Source organism: Flavimobilis sp. BM9 (assembly GCF_058313055.1).
In genome coordinates this window covers 151,406-167,633 of record NZ_JBZEMO010000003.1, presented here as the reverse complement: position 1 = coordinate 167,633, position 16,228 = coordinate 151,406, and the positions used below count along the sequence as shown (strand labels likewise).

Annotated in this window: 14 protein-coding genes and 1 riboswitch; of the genes, 12 read left to right on the top strand and 2 right to left on the bottom strand. The window is 73.1% G+C overall.

All coding sequences use genetic code 11. The features are described from left to right. Positions 1-75 precede the first annotated feature (75 nt). From AC4F3Q_RS06815 to AC4F3Q_RS06760, 12 genes are all read left to right on the top strand, one after another. Positions 76-2,097, top strand: a complete 2,022-nt coding sequence (locus AC4F3Q_RS06815) for an acyltransferase family protein (RefSeq protein WP_491039308.1) — start codon at positions 76-78, stop codon at positions 2,095-2,097. A gap of 496 nt (positions 2,098-2,593) precedes the next feature. Then, positions 2,594-4,369 carry a hypothetical protein gene (locus tag AC4F3Q_RS06810; protein WP_491039307.1) on the top strand — a complete coding sequence of 592 codons (1,776 nt, stop codon included), beginning with the start codon at positions 2,594-2,596 and terminating at the stop codon, positions 4,367-4,369. A gap of 179 nt (positions 4,370-4,548) precedes the next feature. Beyond that, positions 4,549-5,481: a methionyl-tRNA formyltransferase gene (fmt, locus tag AC4F3Q_RS06805; RefSeq protein WP_491039475.1), complete on the top strand. Its 933-nt coding sequence runs from the start codon at positions 4,549-4,551 to the stop codon at positions 5,479-5,481. Next, the gene (locus tag AC4F3Q_RS06800; protein ID WP_491039306.1) at positions 5,478-7,001 is read left to right on the top strand and encodes an RsmB/NOP family class I SAM-dependent RNA methyltransferase; all 1,524 of its coding nucleotides are present in this window, start codon (positions 5,478-5,480) and stop codon (positions 6,999-7,001) included. Before fmt ends, AC4F3Q_RS06800 begins: the two co-directional genes overlap by 4 nt. A gap of 43 nt (positions 7,002-7,044) precedes the next feature. Continuing rightward, positions 7,045-7,707 carry a ribulose-phosphate 3-epimerase gene (gene rpe, locus AC4F3Q_RS06795; RefSeq protein WP_491039305.1) on the top strand — a complete coding sequence of 221 codons (663 nt, stop codon included), beginning with the start codon at positions 7,045-7,047 and terminating at the stop codon, positions 7,705-7,707. A 95-nt stretch (positions 7,708-7,802) separates the two neighbouring features. Next, positions 7,803-7,945, top strand: a riboswitch (FMN riboswitch). An 89-nt stretch (positions 7,946-8,034) separates the two neighbouring features. Beyond that, a complete protein-coding gene (gene ribD / locus AC4F3Q_RS06790) occupies positions 8,035-9,162 on the top strand; it encodes a bifunctional diaminohydroxyphosphoribosylaminopyrimidine deaminase/5-amino-6-(5-phosphoribosylamino)uracil reductase RibD (protein ID WP_491039304.1) in 1,128 nt (375 codons plus the stop codon). Further along, complete coding sequence (locus AC4F3Q_RS06785) at positions 9,162-9,761, top strand: riboflavin synthase (protein ID WP_491039303.1); 600 nt, start codon at positions 9,162-9,164, stop codon at positions 9,759-9,761. The genes ribD and AC4F3Q_RS06785 overlap by 1 nt, the downstream gene beginning before the upstream one ends. Further along, positions 9,758-11,068: a 3,4-dihydroxy-2-butanone-4-phosphate synthase gene (gene ribB / locus AC4F3Q_RS06780; RefSeq protein WP_491039302.1), complete on the top strand. Its 1,311-nt coding sequence runs from the start codon at positions 9,758-9,760 to the stop codon at positions 11,066-11,068. The genes AC4F3Q_RS06785 and ribB overlap by 4 nt, the downstream gene beginning before the upstream one ends. Continuing rightward, entirely contained in the window at positions 11,065-11,532 is a 468-nt protein-coding gene (ribH, locus tag AC4F3Q_RS06775) for a 6,7-dimethyl-8-ribityllumazine synthase (RefSeq protein ID WP_168447375.1), read from the top strand. The genes ribB and ribH overlap by 4 nt, the downstream gene beginning before the upstream one ends. A 55-nt stretch (positions 11,533-11,587) precedes the next feature. Then, entirely contained in the window at positions 11,588-11,851 is a 264-nt protein-coding gene (locus tag AC4F3Q_RS06770; RefSeq protein WP_491039301.1) for a phosphoribosyl-ATP diphosphatase, read from the top strand. A 66-nt stretch (positions 11,852-11,917) separates the two neighbouring features. Further along, entirely contained in the window at positions 11,918-12,763 is an 846-nt protein-coding gene (hisG, locus tag AC4F3Q_RS06765; RefSeq protein WP_168447373.1) for an ATP phosphoribosyltransferase, read from the top strand. Further along, entirely contained in the window at positions 12,760-13,221 is a 462-nt protein-coding gene (locus AC4F3Q_RS06760; RefSeq protein ID WP_491039300.1) for a PH domain-containing protein, read from the top strand. Before hisG ends, AC4F3Q_RS06760 begins: the two co-directional genes overlap by 4 nt. A 117-nt stretch (positions 13,222-13,338) precedes the next feature. On the opposite strand, the gene AC4F3Q_RS06755 is transcribed toward AC4F3Q_RS06760, so the two are convergent. Both AC4F3Q_RS06755 and AC4F3Q_RS06750 read right to left on the bottom strand, forming a co-directional pair. Beyond that, the gene (locus AC4F3Q_RS06755; RefSeq protein WP_491039299.1) at positions 13,339-15,324 is read right to left on the bottom strand and encodes a DEAD/DEAH box helicase; all 1,986 of its coding nucleotides are present in this window, start codon (positions 15,322-15,324) and stop codon (positions 13,339-13,341) included. Positions 15,325-15,546: 222 nt separating this feature from the next. Next, positions 15,547-16,155: a DUF4126 domain-containing protein gene (locus tag AC4F3Q_RS06750; RefSeq protein ID WP_491039298.1), complete on the bottom strand. Its 609-nt coding sequence runs from the start codon at positions 16,153-16,155 to the stop codon at positions 15,547-15,549. Positions 16,156-16,228 lie beyond the last annotated feature (73 nt).

The window sequence follows — 16,228 nt, the reverse complement described above, 5'->3', positions numbered from 1 at the left end:
TCACCGGTTCGACGCCGTGACCGTGCGAGACTGGAGGGCGCACGCAGGGGCAAGCTCGGAGGCACGACCAACGCTGTGACGACACCACGCACCATGGAGATCGAGGCGACCGCCGAAACGGAGGTCGCAGCGGTACGCGACGCGAGAATCCCGGAGCCCCACCGGCGCTGGATCCCGGGTCTCGACGGGCTCCGCGCGATCGCGATCCTCCTCGTGCTGGCGTTCCACCTGGCCCCCGCTGCTGTGCCGGGCGGGTTCGTCGGCGTCGACGTCTTCTTCGTGATCTCAGGCTTCCTCATCACCACGGGCATCCTCCGCGAGCACGCCAGCACCGGCCGCCTCGCGCTCGGCACGTTCTGGGCGAAGCGGGCGCGGCGGCTCCTCCCTGCGTTGGCGCTGGTCCTCGTCGTCTGCGCGTCGATCGCCCTCGCCGTCGGCGGGGACGTCCGTGTCGATCTCGACCGGCAGGCGTTCGGCGCCATGACCTTCTCGAGCAACTGGGTCTCGATCGCCGGAGAGGACACGTACTTCGCGGCGCTCAGCCCGCAGCTGTTCGCAAACCTCTGGTCGCTCGCGGTCGAGGAGCAGTTCTACCTGCTGTGGCCCTTCGTCGCGCTTCTCGTGCTCCGGTTCCGCCGGAGGTCGCGTCGCGTCGGGGTTCTCCTGGGGCTGGGTGCGGCGAGCGCGTCGGCCGCGGCGATGGCGGTGCTCTGGTCGCCCGACACGGACCCGACGCGGGTCTACTACGGCACGGACACCCACCTGTTCGGGCTCATGCTCGGCGTGGCTCTCGCGTTCTGGTTCGCACGGCCGTCGACCGAGCGCCGCGGGTGGCCGGGACGTCTGCCACGGTCCACCGTGATGGCGGCGGTCGGGCTTGCTGTCATCGCCCTGCTCACGGTCGCACTGCCGTGGGAGTCGGTGTGGACCTACCGCGGGGGGCTGCTGCTCGCGTCGCTCGGCTCGGCGGCCGTCATCGCGGCGCTCCTGCGTGGCGGTACCGTGCACCGCTGGCTCGAGGCGCCGGTCCTCGTGTGGGTCGGTCGGCGCAGCTACGGCCTCTATCTGTGGCACTGGCCGGTCTTCGTCCTGCTCACGCAGATCTTCGCGAAGCAGTACGTGGAGGGGACGGGTGTCTACCTCGTCTGGGTGCTGACGATCGTCGTGACGTTCGTCGCCGCCGGGCTCTCGTACCGGTGGGTCGAGGTCCCGGTGCAGCGGCTCGGCTTCGCCGGCGCGGCGTCGGCGCTCGCCACCTGGGCGACGACGCCGGTGCGCGACATCCCCACAGGCGGGACCGGTGGTGTCGCGTCAGGGTCTCGACTGCGCGTGCGCGGAGCCGTGGCGGCGGTCCTCACGAGCGTGGCTGTCGTCGGCGCGGGTGTCGCGATCGCGACGGCCCCCGCAGTCTCGGCGATCGAGGAGCAGATCGAGAAGGGCATCGGTGTCGCGTCCGACTCCGGGCTGGCGGTCGTCCCGCCGCCTCCGGCCAGCGTCCCTGGTGAGCCCGCCACGCCCTCGCCGACGGACGTCCCTGGGACGGGTGCAGCCGCTGACCCGACGAGCAGCCCGAGCGCTCCGACGGCGCCGTCGGTCGAGCCGACGGCGCCCGCGCCGCTCACGGGCGCCGATGTGACGATCATCGGCGACTCTGTGACGCTCGCCAGCGCCGAGTCGATCTCGACGCTCTTGCCGGACGCTGCGATCGACGCGGAGGTCTCGCGATCGATGCTCGCCGCACCCGGCATCTTGGCGAACCTGGAGAAGAAGGGCCGTCTGCGCGACGTCGTCGTCCTGTCGCTCGCGACGAACACGACCCTCAAGAAGGACCAGGTCGCTGACGTCATGGCGGCGGTGGGTCCGCAGCGCCAGGTGATCTTCGTCAACGCGTACGGCGCGCGCTCGTGGATCAAGGGGACGAACAAGGAGCTCGCGCGTGCTGAACGCGACTACCCGAACGTCGTCGTCGCGGACTGGAGCGCCGCGATATCCCGGCACGGCGAGGGGCTTGCCGCGGACGGCGTGCACCCGAACCGGGACGGGGCGAAGATCTACGCCCGTGTCGTGATGGACACGTACACGCACCTTCCGCGCTGAACCCCTGACCAAGGTCCCATCTCGGCCGGAGCCGTGCCTGCGGGCGTCGTCGAGGCGGGATCGGGGAGCCGAGCAGCGTCGGGGTGGTCGAGCCGCTGTGCAGGTCAGAGCCTTGTGGCGCGAGCTGGCGGGGTGAGCGCGCCACGCCGTCGGTGTGATTCAGTTCACAGAACGACGGGTTCTTGGTAGGCTCTTTGCAGAGGTACCTAGTACTTCAAGTATCACTTAACCTCCGGCCCGGCTGATCTGGCCAGGGGGGGGAGACCTGCCGACCCGCGGTGACCACCGCCCGACCCACGGACGTTCAACGACGAACGCGCCGAAGCCACTCCACCCAGCGCTGCGCGACCCAGCCACGGCGAAGCCCCAGCGCGCCCTCAAGAGACCCGTGTCAGCCTCCGGCTGCTGAGAAACGCGCGCCAACGACGGCCGCGGACAGGAACGCCCCATGACATCGCCCCGCTCAGCCGCACCCAGATCGTCCTTGGCGACCACGATGCACGTGATCGGTCACGTGCTTCTCGCACTCACCGCGATCGCACTGATCACCTTCCTGCTCGTCTTCCACGGGAAGGTCCGCGACGGCTCTATCAAGCTCTCCGACGGCTCCGGCCAGGTCGACGAAGGAGCGGCCACCCTCGCGGCCGGCGCCAGCACCGCCGCCGAGGGCGCCACGACGCTCGCGACCGGCGCCTCCGACCTCAAGACCGGCGCCGGGACCCTGGACGAGGGCGCCACCCGCCTCGCCGAGGGAGCAGGCTCGCTCGCCGAGGGCACCGGCAAGCTCGTCGACGGATCGACGACGCTCGCCGAAGGCCTCGGCACCGCCGACGCCGGCGCTGCCCAGCTCGCGCAGGGCGCGACGAAGGCCTCGTCGGGGGCGGCCAGCCTCGCCGCGGGGTCCGCCGACCTCAACGCCGGCGCCGCCAAGCTGCACGCCGGCACCGGGACGCTCTCCCAGGGATCCAAGACGCTCTCGAACGGGGCCGCCGCAGCCGCCGACGGCGCCGCAGCTGTCAACAAGGGTGCGCGGAGCCTCAAGGCCGGTGCGGAGAAGCTCGCCGACGGCAGCGACAAGCTCAACAGCTCGGCCGGTACCCTCGCCGACGGCATCAAGTCGGCCGACGGCGGCGCGGGCAAGGTCTCGGACGGCGCGGTCGCGCTGCGCGACGGCGCGCAGGGTGCGCTCGCTGCGTTCGCGGGCGACGAAGGCCTCGTCGCGGGTGCTTCGCAGCTCGCGACCGGGCTCGCGGCGGCCCCCTCGGGGGCGCGTGGACTCGCGGCCGGTGCTGCCGAGCTCGACTCGGGCCTGGCAGGGTCAGGTCCGGCCTTCGCGGCGATCGAGGGCATCCTCGCCGACGGCGAGGTCACCCCCGCCGAGTTCGGTACGCTCGACGCGATGGTCGCGGCGCTCGAGGGCGGCGTCGGCGACGCTCGGGCCGGAGCCCAGCAGATCAGCGCTCAGGCGACCGGTTTCGCCACGAAACTCGACGGCGCCCTCGCTGGCGCCAAGCGCCTCGAGGGCGGCACCGTAAAGTTCCGGGACGAGGCGCTCAAGCCGCTCGTCGGCGGCAGCAAGGAGCTGGCGGCCGGTGCCGCAGAGCTCAAGGCCGGGACGGCGAAGCTCGCCGCGGCGACCGGTCCGCTCACGAACGGTACCGGCCAGATCGCCGACGGGAGCAGCGCCCTGGCGAAGGGCGCCAAGGACCTGCTCGCGGGCACCGACGCGCTCGCAGCGGGCACGGGCAAGCTGAAGACCGGCGCATCGAGCCTGCTCTCTGGCGCACGCGACCTCCGCAGCGGTGCGGGCACCCTCGCGGCCGGCACGGGCACCCTCAAGGACGGCGCGTCGACGCTCGCGGCCGGCAACCAGGCGCTCGCGACCGGCGCGACCTCCCTGCAGTCGGGCACCGCGCGCCTCGCCACGGGCGCCGTCACCCTGCGTGACGGCCTCGTCGCGGCGGACGCCGGGGCTGGCGACCTGGCCGAGGGGAGCGACAAGCTCGCCGAGGGCGCCGATCGCCTCGCCGAGGGCAGCACCACGCTGGCCGACGGCGCCGCCCAGCTCTCCGAGGGCAGTGCGACGCTCTCCGCCGGCGCTGCTGACCTCAGCTCCGGCACGACCCAGGTCGCTGACGGCAACGCGAAGCTGCGTGCCGACGTCGAGGAGAGCCCGACGACGTCGCTCGCCCTCGGCGGTGGCGTGCTGACCGCGCTCGCGATCGGCGCCGCAGCGACCGGGCTCGCCCGTCGCAACCGCCTGGAGGACTGACCGACGACCGGGCTCGCCCGTCGCAACCGCCTGGAGGACTGACCGACGACCGGACGTGGGGGGGGGGGGGGGGGGGGGGGGGCCGGGGCCCCCCCCCCCCCCCCCCCCCCCCCCCCCCCCCCCCCCCCCCCGCGCCCGGGCCCGGTCTCAGGCGCGCCCGACGCCTAGGATGGGTGACCATGCGCCTCCTGTTCGCCGGCACGCCTGACGTCGCCGTCCCCACGCTCGACGCCCTCGTGGCCTCGCCGCACGACGTCGTCGCGGTCCTCACCCGGGCGGACGCCCCTGCGGGGCGTGGCCGGAAGCTCGTGCCGAGCCCGGTCCGGGTGCGCGCCGAGGAGCTCGGCATCGAGGTCATCACCGGCCGTCCGCGCGACCCCGAGGTGCTGGCGCGGCTGCGTGAGCTCGACCTGGACTGCGCCGCGGTCGTCGCGTACGGCGAGCTGCTCCGGCCCGAGGCGCTCCAGATCCCGCGCATCGGTTGGGTGAACCTGCACTTCTCGATCCTTCCGGCGTGGCGTGGCGCAGCCCCCGTGCAGCGTGCGCTCATGGCTGGCGACGAGGTGACGGGCGCGACGACCTTCCTCATCGACGAGGGGCTCGACACCGGTCCGGTGCTCGGCACGCTGACCGAGACGATCCGACCTCGCGACACGTCGGGAGAGCTCCTCGAGCGTCTCGCGACCGCGGGCGCGCCGCTGATGGTCGCGACGATGGACGGCCTCGCCGGCAACCAGCTCGGCCCGGTCGCGCAGCCGGTCGACGGCGTCTCTCACGCCGCCAAGCTCACTACTGCCGACGCTCAGGTCGACTGGACGGTGCCTGCGCTCGCCGTCGACCGTCGCATCCGTGCGTGCACACCCGCGCCGGGAGCATGGACGACCCTCCCGGGCGGCGAGCGCCTCGGGCTCGGTCCGGTCCGACCGGTCGCCGACACGACGGACCTCGCCCCGGGCGAGGTCCAGGTCTCGAAGCGCGACGTGCTCGTCGGCACTGCGACGGCTGCCGTCCGCCTGGGCGACGTGGTCCCGGTCGGCAAGAAGAAGATGGCTGCGGCGGACTGGGCGCGCGGCGCCCGGCTCGAGGCCGGCACCGTCCTGGGGGCACTGTGAGCTCCACCGAGCGTGCCGACGGCAGCGGACGCAGGCGCAACTCCCGAGGCCACGAGCGCGGCGCCGTCCGCCGTCCCGACCAGAAGGGCGCGCTCGCGCCGTCGCAACGCCGCCGGGGCTCCGACCCGGCTCGTGAGGTCGCCTACGAGGTGATCCGAGAGGTCGCCGAGCAGGACGCGTACGCCAACCTGGTGCTGCCCCCTGCCTTGCGGCGCGCGCGCCTCAAGGGCCGTGACGCGGCATTCGCGACCGAGCTCACGTACGGCACGCTGCGCCTGCGCGGGCGCTACGACGCCGTCCTCGCCAGGTGCCTCACGAGGCCCCTCGACCAGGTCGACCCGCCGGTGCTCGACGTGCTGCGCCTCGGCGTGCACCAGGTGCTCGGCATGCGCGTGCCCGCGCACGCGGCCGTCTCGGAGACCGTGGGGCTCGCACGTGCCCACGTCGGTGCGGGAAGCGCCCAGCTCGTCAACGCCGTCCTGCGCAAGGTCGCCGCCACCCCCGCTGAGGAGTGGTGGCAGACCCTCGCGGCGGGGGAGACCGACGACGTGGCGCGCGCCGCCCTCCTCGGCTCCCACCCCGTCTGGGTCGCGCGCGCCCTGCGCGACTCCCTCGCAGGCAACGGCCGCGACCCGGCGGAGCTCGTGGAACTGCTCGACGCCGACAACGACTCTCCGCGCGTGACGCTCGTCGCCCGCCCGGGCCTGCTCGACGTCGCGGAGCTGCGCGCCGAGGCGGTCGAGGCGCTCGGCGAGCACGACGGCGCGCTCGTCTACGGCAGCTTCGCGGCGACCGCGGCGGTCCTCCCGGGCGCCGACCCGTCGAGCATCCCGGCGGTCCGCGCCGGCGCGGCGGGGGTGCAGGACGAGGGTTCCCAGCTGGTCACGCTCGCGTTCGCCGCAGTGCCCGTCGACGGCTCGGACGAGCGCTGGCTCGACATGTGCGCGGGGCCGGGCGGCAAGGCTGCGCTCCTGGCTGCGCTCGCCGGGGAGCAGGGCGCGCGTCTCGTCGCGAACGAGGTCGCGCCGCACCGCGCACGTCTCGTCGAGAACGCTCTCGCCGCGGTCCCGGCGGACGCCGTCGAGGACGTCGTCGTCGGCGACGGTCGGCGCTTCGGCGAGGAGCAGCCCGGCGCGTTCGACCGCGTGCTGCTGGACGCGCCGTGCACCGGGCTCGGGGCGCTGCGCCGCCGGCCCGAGGCGCGGTGGCGGCGAGAGCCTTCGGACGTGCCCGCCCTCGCGGCGCTGCAGCGTGAGCTCCTCCGGTCGGCGCTCGACACGGTCCGCGTCGGGGGAGTGGTCGGGTACGTGACCTGCTCGCCGCACCTCGCGGAGACGCGCGTCGTCGTCGACGACGTCCTGCGGGAGCGCGACGACGTCGAGCGGCTCGACGCCGCGGCTGCGGTGCGGGAGGTGAGCGTCTCGCTGATCGACGTCGGTGACCGGGAGGACGTGCAGCTGTGGCCGCACGTGCACGGCACCGACGCGATGCACCTCACCCTGCTGCGACGCACCCGCTGAGAGCGTGCCCGGGCTGCGACCTGCACGCGGATAGGCTGACGCCATGGGCATCGCGATCAACCCGAGCATCCTCTCCGCCGACTTCACGAACCTGGAGCGTGACCTCCAGGCGATCGCGACGGCGGACGCCGCGCACGTCGACGTCATGGACAACCACTTCGTGCCGAACCTGACGATCGGGCTGCCCGTCGTCGAGCGCATCGTGCAGGTCAGCCCGGTGCCTGTCGACGTGCACCTCATGATCGAGGACCCGGACCGCTGGGCGCCCGGTTTCGCCGAGGCAGGCGCCGCCTCGGTCACGTTCCACGCGGAGGCCGCGACCGCGCCTGTCAGGCTCGCTCGCGAGCTGCGGCGCCTCGGTTCGCGCGCTGCTCTCGCGCTGCGACCTGCGACCCCCATCGAGCCGTACCTCGACCTTCTGCCGGAGTTCGACATGGTGCTGGTCATGACGGTCGAGCCCGGCTTCGGTGGCCAGTCCTTAATCGAGGGCACGCTCCCGAAGATCCGCCGCCTCCGTGAGGCGATCCGCTCGTCCGAGCTGTCGCTGCAGCTGCAGATCGACGGCGGCGTGTCGCGCACGACGATCGAGCGCGCCGCCGAGGCCGGCGCGGACGTGTTCGTCGCAGGATCAGCCGTGTACGGCGCCGACGACATCCCTGGCGAGATCGAGACGCTGCGTCGGATGGCCGCCGCGCACCAGCACTGACCGTCGGGCGCACCGCGGATACCCGGGGTCCGCGCACCGAGACGTGCGCCACGATCCTGCTCAGGACGCGCCGGATGTGGGATGGTGGGGTCGAGCACGTGCTCCGGGGTCGGTGAAAATCCGAGCCGGCGGTGATAGTCCGCGAACCTGATCGTCCGCTCCACCCGGTGCGGAGGTGACGGCCGACCTGGTGGAACTCCAGGACCGACGGTCAAAGTCCGGATGAGAGGCGTACGTGTCGCAGGTCTCGGCGACCCTCGTGGTCGTGCGCGCCTGCGCGGATCGTCGTCGCCGATCCTCGCCCCGGAGCTGACCTTCGGGAGCAGCATGAGCACCCTGGAACCCGGCGCGGTGACGGTTCCGTCCGTGGCGACGCTCGACGACGCCGTGGCGCTCTCCCTGAGCCTTGCGACGCTCGGTCCCGCGCACGGCCCCAACCCTCGCGTGGGATGCGTCCTGCTCGCTCCTCCCCAGGCTGGCGCTCCCGCGCGCGCTCCGCGGCGTGTCCTTGGCACGGGCTACCACCGCGGCGCCGGGACGGCGCACGCCGAGGTCGACGCGATCGACGCCGCACGACGCCGCGGGAACGACGTCCGCGGTGCGACCGCCGTCGTCACGCTCGAGCCGTGCAACCACACCGGCCGCACCGGACCGTGCGCCGAGGCGCTGCTCGCCGCCGGCGTCGCCGAGGTCCGCCACCTCGTCCCGGACCCCAACCCCTCCGCTGCCGGGGGGGCGGAGCGCCTCCGGTCGGCTGGCGTCCACGTCCCGGGACCGCTCGAGGACGGCGCTGGACCGGGTCATGACCTGCTCCGCGTCTGGCTCCACGCGGTGACGACCGGCCGACCGTTCGTCACCCTCAAGACCGCGACCAGCCTCGACGGCCGCGTCGCTGCGATCGACGGGACGAGCCGATGGATCACCTCCGCGGAGAGCCGCGCGCACGCCCACCGCGTCCGCCGCACCGTAGACGCGATCGCCGTCGGCACGGCGACCGTCCTTGCGGACGACCCGACGCTCACGGCGCGCACCCCGGGCGACGGGACGCCGGGCGACGCCGACCACCAGCCGGTGCGTGTCGTCGTCGGGCGGCGCGACGTGCCGCCGCACGCGCGGTTGCGCACCGTGCCGGGCGGGCAGCTCGTGCACGTGCGGACCCACGACGTGCGCGAGGTCCTCACGGAGCTCGCGTGCCGCGACGTCCGGCACCTGCTCGTCGAGGGCGGGCCCACGCTCGCCGCGGCCTTCCTGCGCGCGGGACTCGTCGACGAGGTGCACGCCTACGTCGCTCCCGTCCTCCTCGGCGCCGGGCCGCCCGCGCTCGCCGGCCTCGGTGTCACGACGATCGACGAGGCCCTGCGCCTCGAGACCCTCAGCACCACAGCCCTCGGGCCCGACGTCCTCGTCGTGGCCCGCCCTCAGCCAGTCCGTACCACGCACCACCAGGAGGCCTGATGTTCACCGGAATCGTCGAGGAGGTCGGCGAGGTCGTCGCCGTCGAGGACCTCGGCACCGACTCGCGGCTCGTCCTGCGCGGGCCCGTCGTGGTCCCCGGGACCGTCCACGGCGCGTCGATCGCGGTCGACGGCGTGTGCCTGACCGTGACCGCGGCCGACGAGGCAGCAGGGACGTTCGCCGCGGACGTCATGCCGGAGACCTTGCGCCTGACGACGCTCGGCGACATGCGGCCCGGCTCCCGCGTCAACCTCGAGCGCGCCGCGCGCGCGGACAGCCGCCTCGACGGTCACATCGTCCAGGGGCACGTCGACGGCGTCGGGCACCTCGTGTCGCGCACGCCCGGGCCGCGCTGGGACGACCTTGTCTTCGCGGCACCTGCCGAGCTGCTGCGGTATGTCGCGACGAAGGGCTCGATCGCCGTCAACGGGACGTCGCTCACCGTCACCCACGTCTCAGACGAGGGCTTCGGCGTCTCGCTGATCCCCACGACGCTCGAGGCGACCAACCTCGGGCGGCTCGAGCCGGGTGACCGCGTCAATCTCGAGGTCGACGTGATCGCCAAGTACGTCGAGCGTCTGCTGGGGGCGCGGTCATGAGGCTCGCCACCGTGGAGGAGGCGCTCGCCGAGCTCGCGGCGGGACGTCCCGTGCTCGTCGCCGACTCGCCCGAGCGTGAGAACGAGGCGGACGTCGTGCTCGCGGCGTCGACCGCGACGGCCGAGTGGGTCGCGTGGACCATCCGGCACTCGTCTGGCTACCTGTGCGCGCCCATGCCTGCCGGCCGCGCCGACGCGCTCGACCTGCCGCTCATGGTTCCCCACAGCCAGGACCCGCGGCGCACGGCGTACACGGTCACGGTCGACGCCGCGACGGGCGTGACGACCGGCATCTCGGCCGCCGACAGGACGCGCACGCTGCGCGTCCTCGCGGCGCCCGGCTCGGGTGCCGAGGACCTCATCCGGCCGGGTCACGTGCTCCCGCTGCGCGCGGTCCCGGGTGGTGTCCTGCATCGCGCGGGACACACCGAGGCTGCCGTCGACCTCGTCCGCCTCGCGGGGCTCGGCGAGGTCGGGGCGATCGCGGAGCTCGTCAACGACGACGGCACGATGATGCGCCTGCCCGACGCCGCGGCCCTCGCCGAGCGGGACGGCCTCGTGCTGATCACGATCGCCGACCTCATCGCGTGGCGCTCCGTGAACGACCCGGTGGAGGCCGTCGCCGAGACGGACGCGCCGAGCAGCCCGCGCGTCGCACAGACGGCCGTGGCCGCGCTGCCGACCGCGCACGGGGAGTTCCGGGTTCTCGGCTTCCGCGACCTGCGTACGGGGGCGGAGCACGTCGCGCTGGTCCCGGCCGCCGCTCCGAGCGCTCCCGGGGACCGACCGGTCGTGCGCGTGCACTCCGAGTGCCTCACGGGCGACGCGTTCGGCTCGTTGCGCTGCGACTGCGGGCCGCAGCTCCACGCCGCGATGCGCACGGTCGCCGAACGCGGGGGAGCGGTCGTCTACCTGCGGGGTCACGAAGGGAGGGGGATCGGCCTGCTCGCGAAGATCGGCGCGTACGAGCTCCAGGACGCCGGGCTCGACACGGTCCAGGCGAACCTCGAGCTCGGGTGGCCCGCGGACCGCCGCGAGTACGGTGCCGCGGCAGCGATCCTCGCCGAGCTCGGGCTCACGGAGATCGACCTGCTCACGAACAACCCGGCCAAGGTCGTCGGGCTGCGCTCGGACGGGATCACCGTGACCAGCACGATCCGGCTCGAGGTGGGCCACGGCCCGCACAACCACGACTACCTGGTCACCAAGAAGGTCCACATGGGCCACGTGCTCGACACCGTCCAGGTGCCGACCACGACCACGACAGCGGCGCCGGGCGCCGCCGACCACGAGGAGGACGCTCGATGAGCGGAGCAGGAGCACCCACGGTCCGGACCGACGGCGCAGGCCTGCGCGCGGCGCTCGTCGCCGCCAGCTGGCACACCCAGGTCATGGACGGTCTCATCGCGGGCGCACGCCGCGCCTTCGCGGAGTGCAACGTGACCGACGTCGTCGAGGTGCGCGTCCCAGGCTCCATGGAGCTTCCGGTCGCCGCCGCGACCGCCGCCTACCAGGGCTACGACGTCGTCGTCGCGCTCGGCGTCGTCATCCGCGGCGGCACGCCGCACTTCGACTACGTGTGCCAGGGCGTCACCCAGGGACTGACCGACGTCTCGGTGCGCAGCCGGGTACCCGTGGGCTTCGGTGTCCTCACGACCGACGACGAGGCGCAGGCCCTCGACCGTGCTGGCCTTCCCGGATCGAGCGAGGACAAGGGCGCCGAAGCGGTCGAGGCTGCCGTCGCGACAGCCGTCGCGCTGCGCGCGCTGTGACCGGCTGGCGGGACGCGCCACGAGGCGCGTCCCGCCTTCGATAGGCTTGACCCTCGTGAAGACCTTTGAGGACCTGTACGCAGAGCTGACCCGCAAGGCGATCGAGCGACCCGAGGGCTCGGGCACGGTCGCAGAGCTGGACGCCGGGGTCCATGCGATCGGCAAGAAGATCGTCGAGGAGGCCGCAGAGGTCTGGATGGCGGCCGAGTACCAGAGCAAGGCTGAGCTCGCCGAGGAGATCTCGCAGCTGATGTACCACGCCCAGGTGCTGATGGTGGCCAAGGGGCTCACGCTCGAGGACGTGTACTCCTACCTCTAGGCGGCCCCGCGTCCCCGCCTCGTTCACGCGCCCGCGCTGCGGGCTCCACCCGAAGGAACTGCCCCCGTGCTCCGTATCGCCGTCCCCAACAAGGGATCCCTGTCCGAGCCCGCCACCGACATGCTCCGCGAGGCGGGCTACCGCCAGCGGCGCGACTCCCGCGAGCTCGTGCTCGCCGACCCCGAGAACGACGTCGAGTTCTTCTTCCTGCGCCCGCGCGACGTCGCGGTCTACGTGGGTTCCGGGACCGTCGACGTCGGCATCACGGGCCGTGACCTCCTGCTCGACTCGGGCGCTCAGGCCGACGAGCACCTCGCTCTCGGTTTCGCGGGCTCGACGTTCCGCTTCGCCGCGCCCGCGGGCACCGCGTCCTCCCTGGAGGACATCGCGGGCAAGCGCATCGCGACGTCGTACAACGTCCTCGTCGCGAGCTACCTCGCGGAGAAGGGCATCGAGCCTGCGGGCATCGTGCACCTCGACGGCGCGGTCGAGAGCTCGGTCAAGCTCGGCGTCGCCGACCTGATCGCCGACGTCGTCGAGACGGGCACGACGTTGCGCGCAGCCGGCCTCGAGGTCTTCGGAGAGCCGATCCTGCGCTCCGAGGCGGTGCTCATCAAGCGTCACGGCGTGGATGCCGCCGGTGTCGACACGCTCACCCGCCGCCTCCAGGGTGTCCTGACCGCGCGCGAGTACGTCCTCATGGACTACGACATCCCGCTCACGCTCGTCGACGCCGCGGTCGCGATCACGCCAGGCCTCGAGTCGCCGACCGTCTCCCCGCTGCACGACCGCGAGTGGGCGGCCGTCCGTGCGATGGTCCCGCGCAAGCAGACGAACCGTGTCATGGACGACCTCTACGACACGGGTGCGCGCGCGATCATCGTCACGTCGATCCACGCGTCGCGCCTGTGACGAGCGAGCCCGCGGCGACGTCGCCCTACGCCCCCTTCCGGCCGCGCCTGACGCGGCTCTTCGGGAGGGTGACCGCCGTGGTGCTCGTGATCGGTGGCGTCGTGCTCCTGTACACGTCGCCGGGCGCCGAGGGCCCCTGGTACGACCCCTTGAACACGATGGCGATGGCGCTGCTGGTCGTGCTGTGCGTGCTCCTCGTCCTGCGGCACTCGACGGTGTTCGCGCTCGTGGACCCGCAGGGGATCCGCGTGCGCAACCTCGTACGGTCGACGACCCTGCGGTGGGACCAGATCGAGGGTGTGCGGTTCGGCTCGGGCGAGCCGTGGGTCACGCTCGACCTGGTCGACGGCCACACGCTCGCCGTCATGGCGATCCAGTCGGCGGACGGCGCGTTCGCCCACCACGAGTCCCAGCGTCTTGCGTCGCTCGTGATCGCCGGAGGCGGGGGAGCCCGCTGATCGCTGCGGCGGTCGCGTCCGTCGCTGCACCCTGATCACGCCGTACGGGCAGACGACAGAGGCCGGGGGCCAGGCACACCGTGCCTGGCCCCCGGCCTCTGTGCAGTGCTGGCGGGGTCAGCCGCGCGTGCGCGGCTTGCGCGGCCCGTCGAAGCTACGGTCGTCGCGACGCGCCGAGTCGCGGTAGCCACCCTCGCGGCGACCGGCCGGGGCTGCGTCGCGACGGTTGCTCCAGCCCGAGTCGCGACCGGAGTCGCGGCGGGCGCTCGGCGCACCGTCGTGGCTGCGCTCGTGCGAACGCTCGGGCCGCGGGCCACGAGCGCTCGGACCCTGGTCGATCGTGATGCGCAGCATGCGACCACCGACGCGGGCCCGCGAGATGCGGTCGATCGCGCCGGCATCGAGGGGGGCGATGATGTCGACGAGGGAGAAGGTCGGGAAGATGTCGATCTTGCCGAGGTCCTTGCCCTCGAGGCCACCCTCGTTCGTCAGCGCGCCGACGATGCCACCGGGCTGGACGCCGTGGTTGAAGCCGACGGCGAGGCGGTAGCGCGTGCCCTGCGCGTCGCGGGGGCCGTTCTCGCGGCGCGGGCGACGGTCGCCGTCGCGCTGGTCGCGGCGGCCGCCTTCGTCGTCGAAACGACCCGGGCGACGGGCGCCGCGCTCGGCGAGACGCTTCGCCTCGGCGCGCTCCTCCTCGGCTGCGACCTGCTCCGCGTGGGCACGGGGGCCGTCGTCGCCGACGTGGAGGGCGAGCATGACGGCAGCGAGCTCGGCGCCGTCGACGTCACCCTCGTTGTTCGCCAGGAACTCGTCGACGAGACCGCGGTAGAGCTCGAGACGACCAGACTCGCGGCGCTCCGCGATCTGGCCGAGGAGCGTGCGGGCGCCGTGGGCGGAGACGTCGGCGGGCGTCGGCACCTCGGTCAGCGTGAGCTGCGTGCGGATGGTGCGCTCGATGAACTTCAGGCGGTTGCGCTCGGCGGGCGTCACGAAGCTGATCGCCTTGCCGGTGCGGCCGGCGCGACCCGTGCGCCCGATGCGGTGCACGTACGCCTCGGGCTCGCCCGGGAGGTCGAAGTTGACGACGAGGCCGATGCGGTCGACGTCGAGGCCGCGGGCGGCGACGTCCGTCGCGACGAGCACGTCGAGCGCGCCCGAGCGGAGGCGCTCGACGATCTTCTCGCGCTCCTTCTGCGCGACGTCGCCCGAGATGGTCGCGGCCGAGATGCCACGCTCGACGAGGGCTGAGCCGACCTCCTCGGCAGCACCGCGGGTGCGGCAGAAGACGATCGCGGCGTCGGCGTCGGACGTGGCAAGGATGCGCGTGAGGGCGCCCGTCTTGTGGCGGAAGGGCACGACGGCGTAGGTCTGCTCGACGGAGGTGACCGTCGAGGACTGGCGCGCGACCGTGATCTCGACGGGCGACGTGAGGTGCTCGGTCGCGACGCGGCGGATCTGCGGGGGCATCGTCGCGGAGAAGAGCGCGACCTGACGCTGCTCAGGGGCCTGGGCGAAGACCTTGTCGACGTCCTCCGCGAAGCCCATCCGCAGCATCTCGTCGGCCTCGTCGAGGACGAGGAAGCGGACGTCGGCCATCTTGAGCGCGCCCCGCTCCATGTGGTCGATCACGCGGCCGGGCGTGCCGACGACGATCTGGGCGCCACGCTCGAGCGAGCGCTGCTGCGGGATGTAGGGGGCGCCGCCGTACACCGAGACGACCTCGATGTGCGGGAGGTGCGACGCGAACGAGCGGATGGCGTCGGCGACCTGCATCGCGAGCTCGCGCGTCGGAGCGAGGACGAGGGCCTGCGTGGCGCGCAGCGTCGGGTCAATGCTCGCGAGCATCGGGATGCCGAACGCGGCGGTCTTGCCGGTTCCGGTCTGGGCGACACCGGTGATGTCGCGGCCCGCGAGGAGGGCGGGGATCGCCTGCACCTGGATCGCGGAGGGGGTCGTGAAGCCCAGGTCGCGGACGGCGGCCATGAGCGGCTCGGGAAGGCCGAGCTCGTCGAAGCGGGGGGTGTCGGTGACAGCCGTCTCGAGGGCGGCGTCGGAGGTGCTGAGGGCGCGCGAGGGCGCGCTGATGTCAGAAGACGTCATGCGTGGGGAGACCCAGTTTCTTGAGGTTGTTCGGAGCCGGTGCACGGGACTTCTTGACCCGTACGGTCGCAATCCCGAAAACCCCAGCCCGACGGGCCACAAGAATCGATCTCTGTCTCGAGATCACACGCGGGACGCGCGACACACTCCAAGGTGACTGGTCGAGCATACCGTCCGGAGGCGCGCTTGTCCGGGACGAGCCCCGGTGAGGTGCACCACGTGCTAGGCGGGCGCTGCTGCCGAGCGCCTCCGCGTGCGCTCGTCCCTCCGGCGCCGGAGCCTGCGCACGAGGAGCACGACGACGGTGACGGCACCGACAGCGGCGAGCACCGGGACGACGACGGCCGCGATGGTGAGCGCGAACGAGCCCGCGTCCTCGGCGACCGACAGGACAGGCGCGGCAAGGCCGCCGGTGACCGTGTTCGCGACGGGCCGCACCGACGCCTTGAGCAGGTGCACGACGAGCGCGACGCCGACCCCGACGAGGACCGGTACCCACGTGTTGTCGGCGAAGAACGCCGACGGGTCGTCGATACGTACGGTCTGCGACGTCGTGCCCGCCGCGAAGACCATGCCTCCCGAGGCGGGCCGGACCACGGTCTGCAGGACGTCGTTGATCGAGTCGACGACCGGCACCTTGTCGGCGACGGTCTCGACCACGAGGAGCACTGCCACGACGGCGAGCAGGCGCTCGTCCGTGAGCCAGGCCCACGCCTCCGGGAGCGTCACGAGACCGGTGAACCGGGCGAGCAGCCCGACGCCGAGCAACGGCAGGTAGGCGTTGAGCCCTGCGGCGGCTGCGAGGCTCGTGCCGGTGAGGACCTCGATCATGCGCGAACCTCCCTGTCGGGCGTGTGCGTGACGTCGCCACGCCCCCATAGGATGGCAGGCGTCGCGGCGCGTG

What these genes read in the sequence shown, in the direction of transcription:
- ribH (WP_168447375.1), top strand. Translation starts at nt 11,065, where the DNA reads ATGAGCGGAGCAGGAGCACCCACGGTCCGGACCGACGGCGCAGGCCTG.
- fmt (WP_491039475.1), top strand. Translation starts at nt 4,549, where the DNA reads ATGCGCCTCCTGTTCGCCGGCACGCCTGACGTCGCCGTCCCCACGCTC.
- AC4F3Q_RS06750 (WP_491039298.1), bottom strand. Translation starts at nt 16,155, where the DNA reads ATGATCGAGGTCCTCACCGGCACGAGCCTCGCAGCCGCCGCAGGGCTC.
- ribD (WP_491039304.1), top strand. Translation starts at nt 8,035, where the DNA reads ATGAGCACCCTGGAACCCGGCGCGGTGACGGTTCCGTCCGTGGCGACG.
- AC4F3Q_RS06785 (WP_491039303.1), top strand. Translation starts at nt 9,162, where the DNA reads ATGTTCACCGGAATCGTCGAGGAGGTCGGCGAGGTCGTCGCCGTCGAG.
- rpe (WP_491039305.1), top strand. Translation starts at nt 7,045, where the DNA reads ATGGGCATCGCGATCAACCCGAGCATCCTCTCCGCCGACTTCACGAAC.
- AC4F3Q_RS06810 (WP_491039307.1), top strand. Translation starts at nt 2,594, where the DNA reads ATGCACGTGATCGGTCACGTGCTTCTCGCACTCACCGCGATCGCACTG.
- ribB (WP_491039302.1), top strand. Translation starts at nt 9,758, where the DNA reads ATGAGGCTCGCCACCGTGGAGGAGGCGCTCGCCGAGCTCGCGGCGGGA.
- AC4F3Q_RS06755 (WP_491039299.1), bottom strand. Translation starts at nt 15,324, where the DNA reads ATGACGTCTTCTGACATCAGCGCGCCCTCGCGCGCCCTCAGCACCTCC.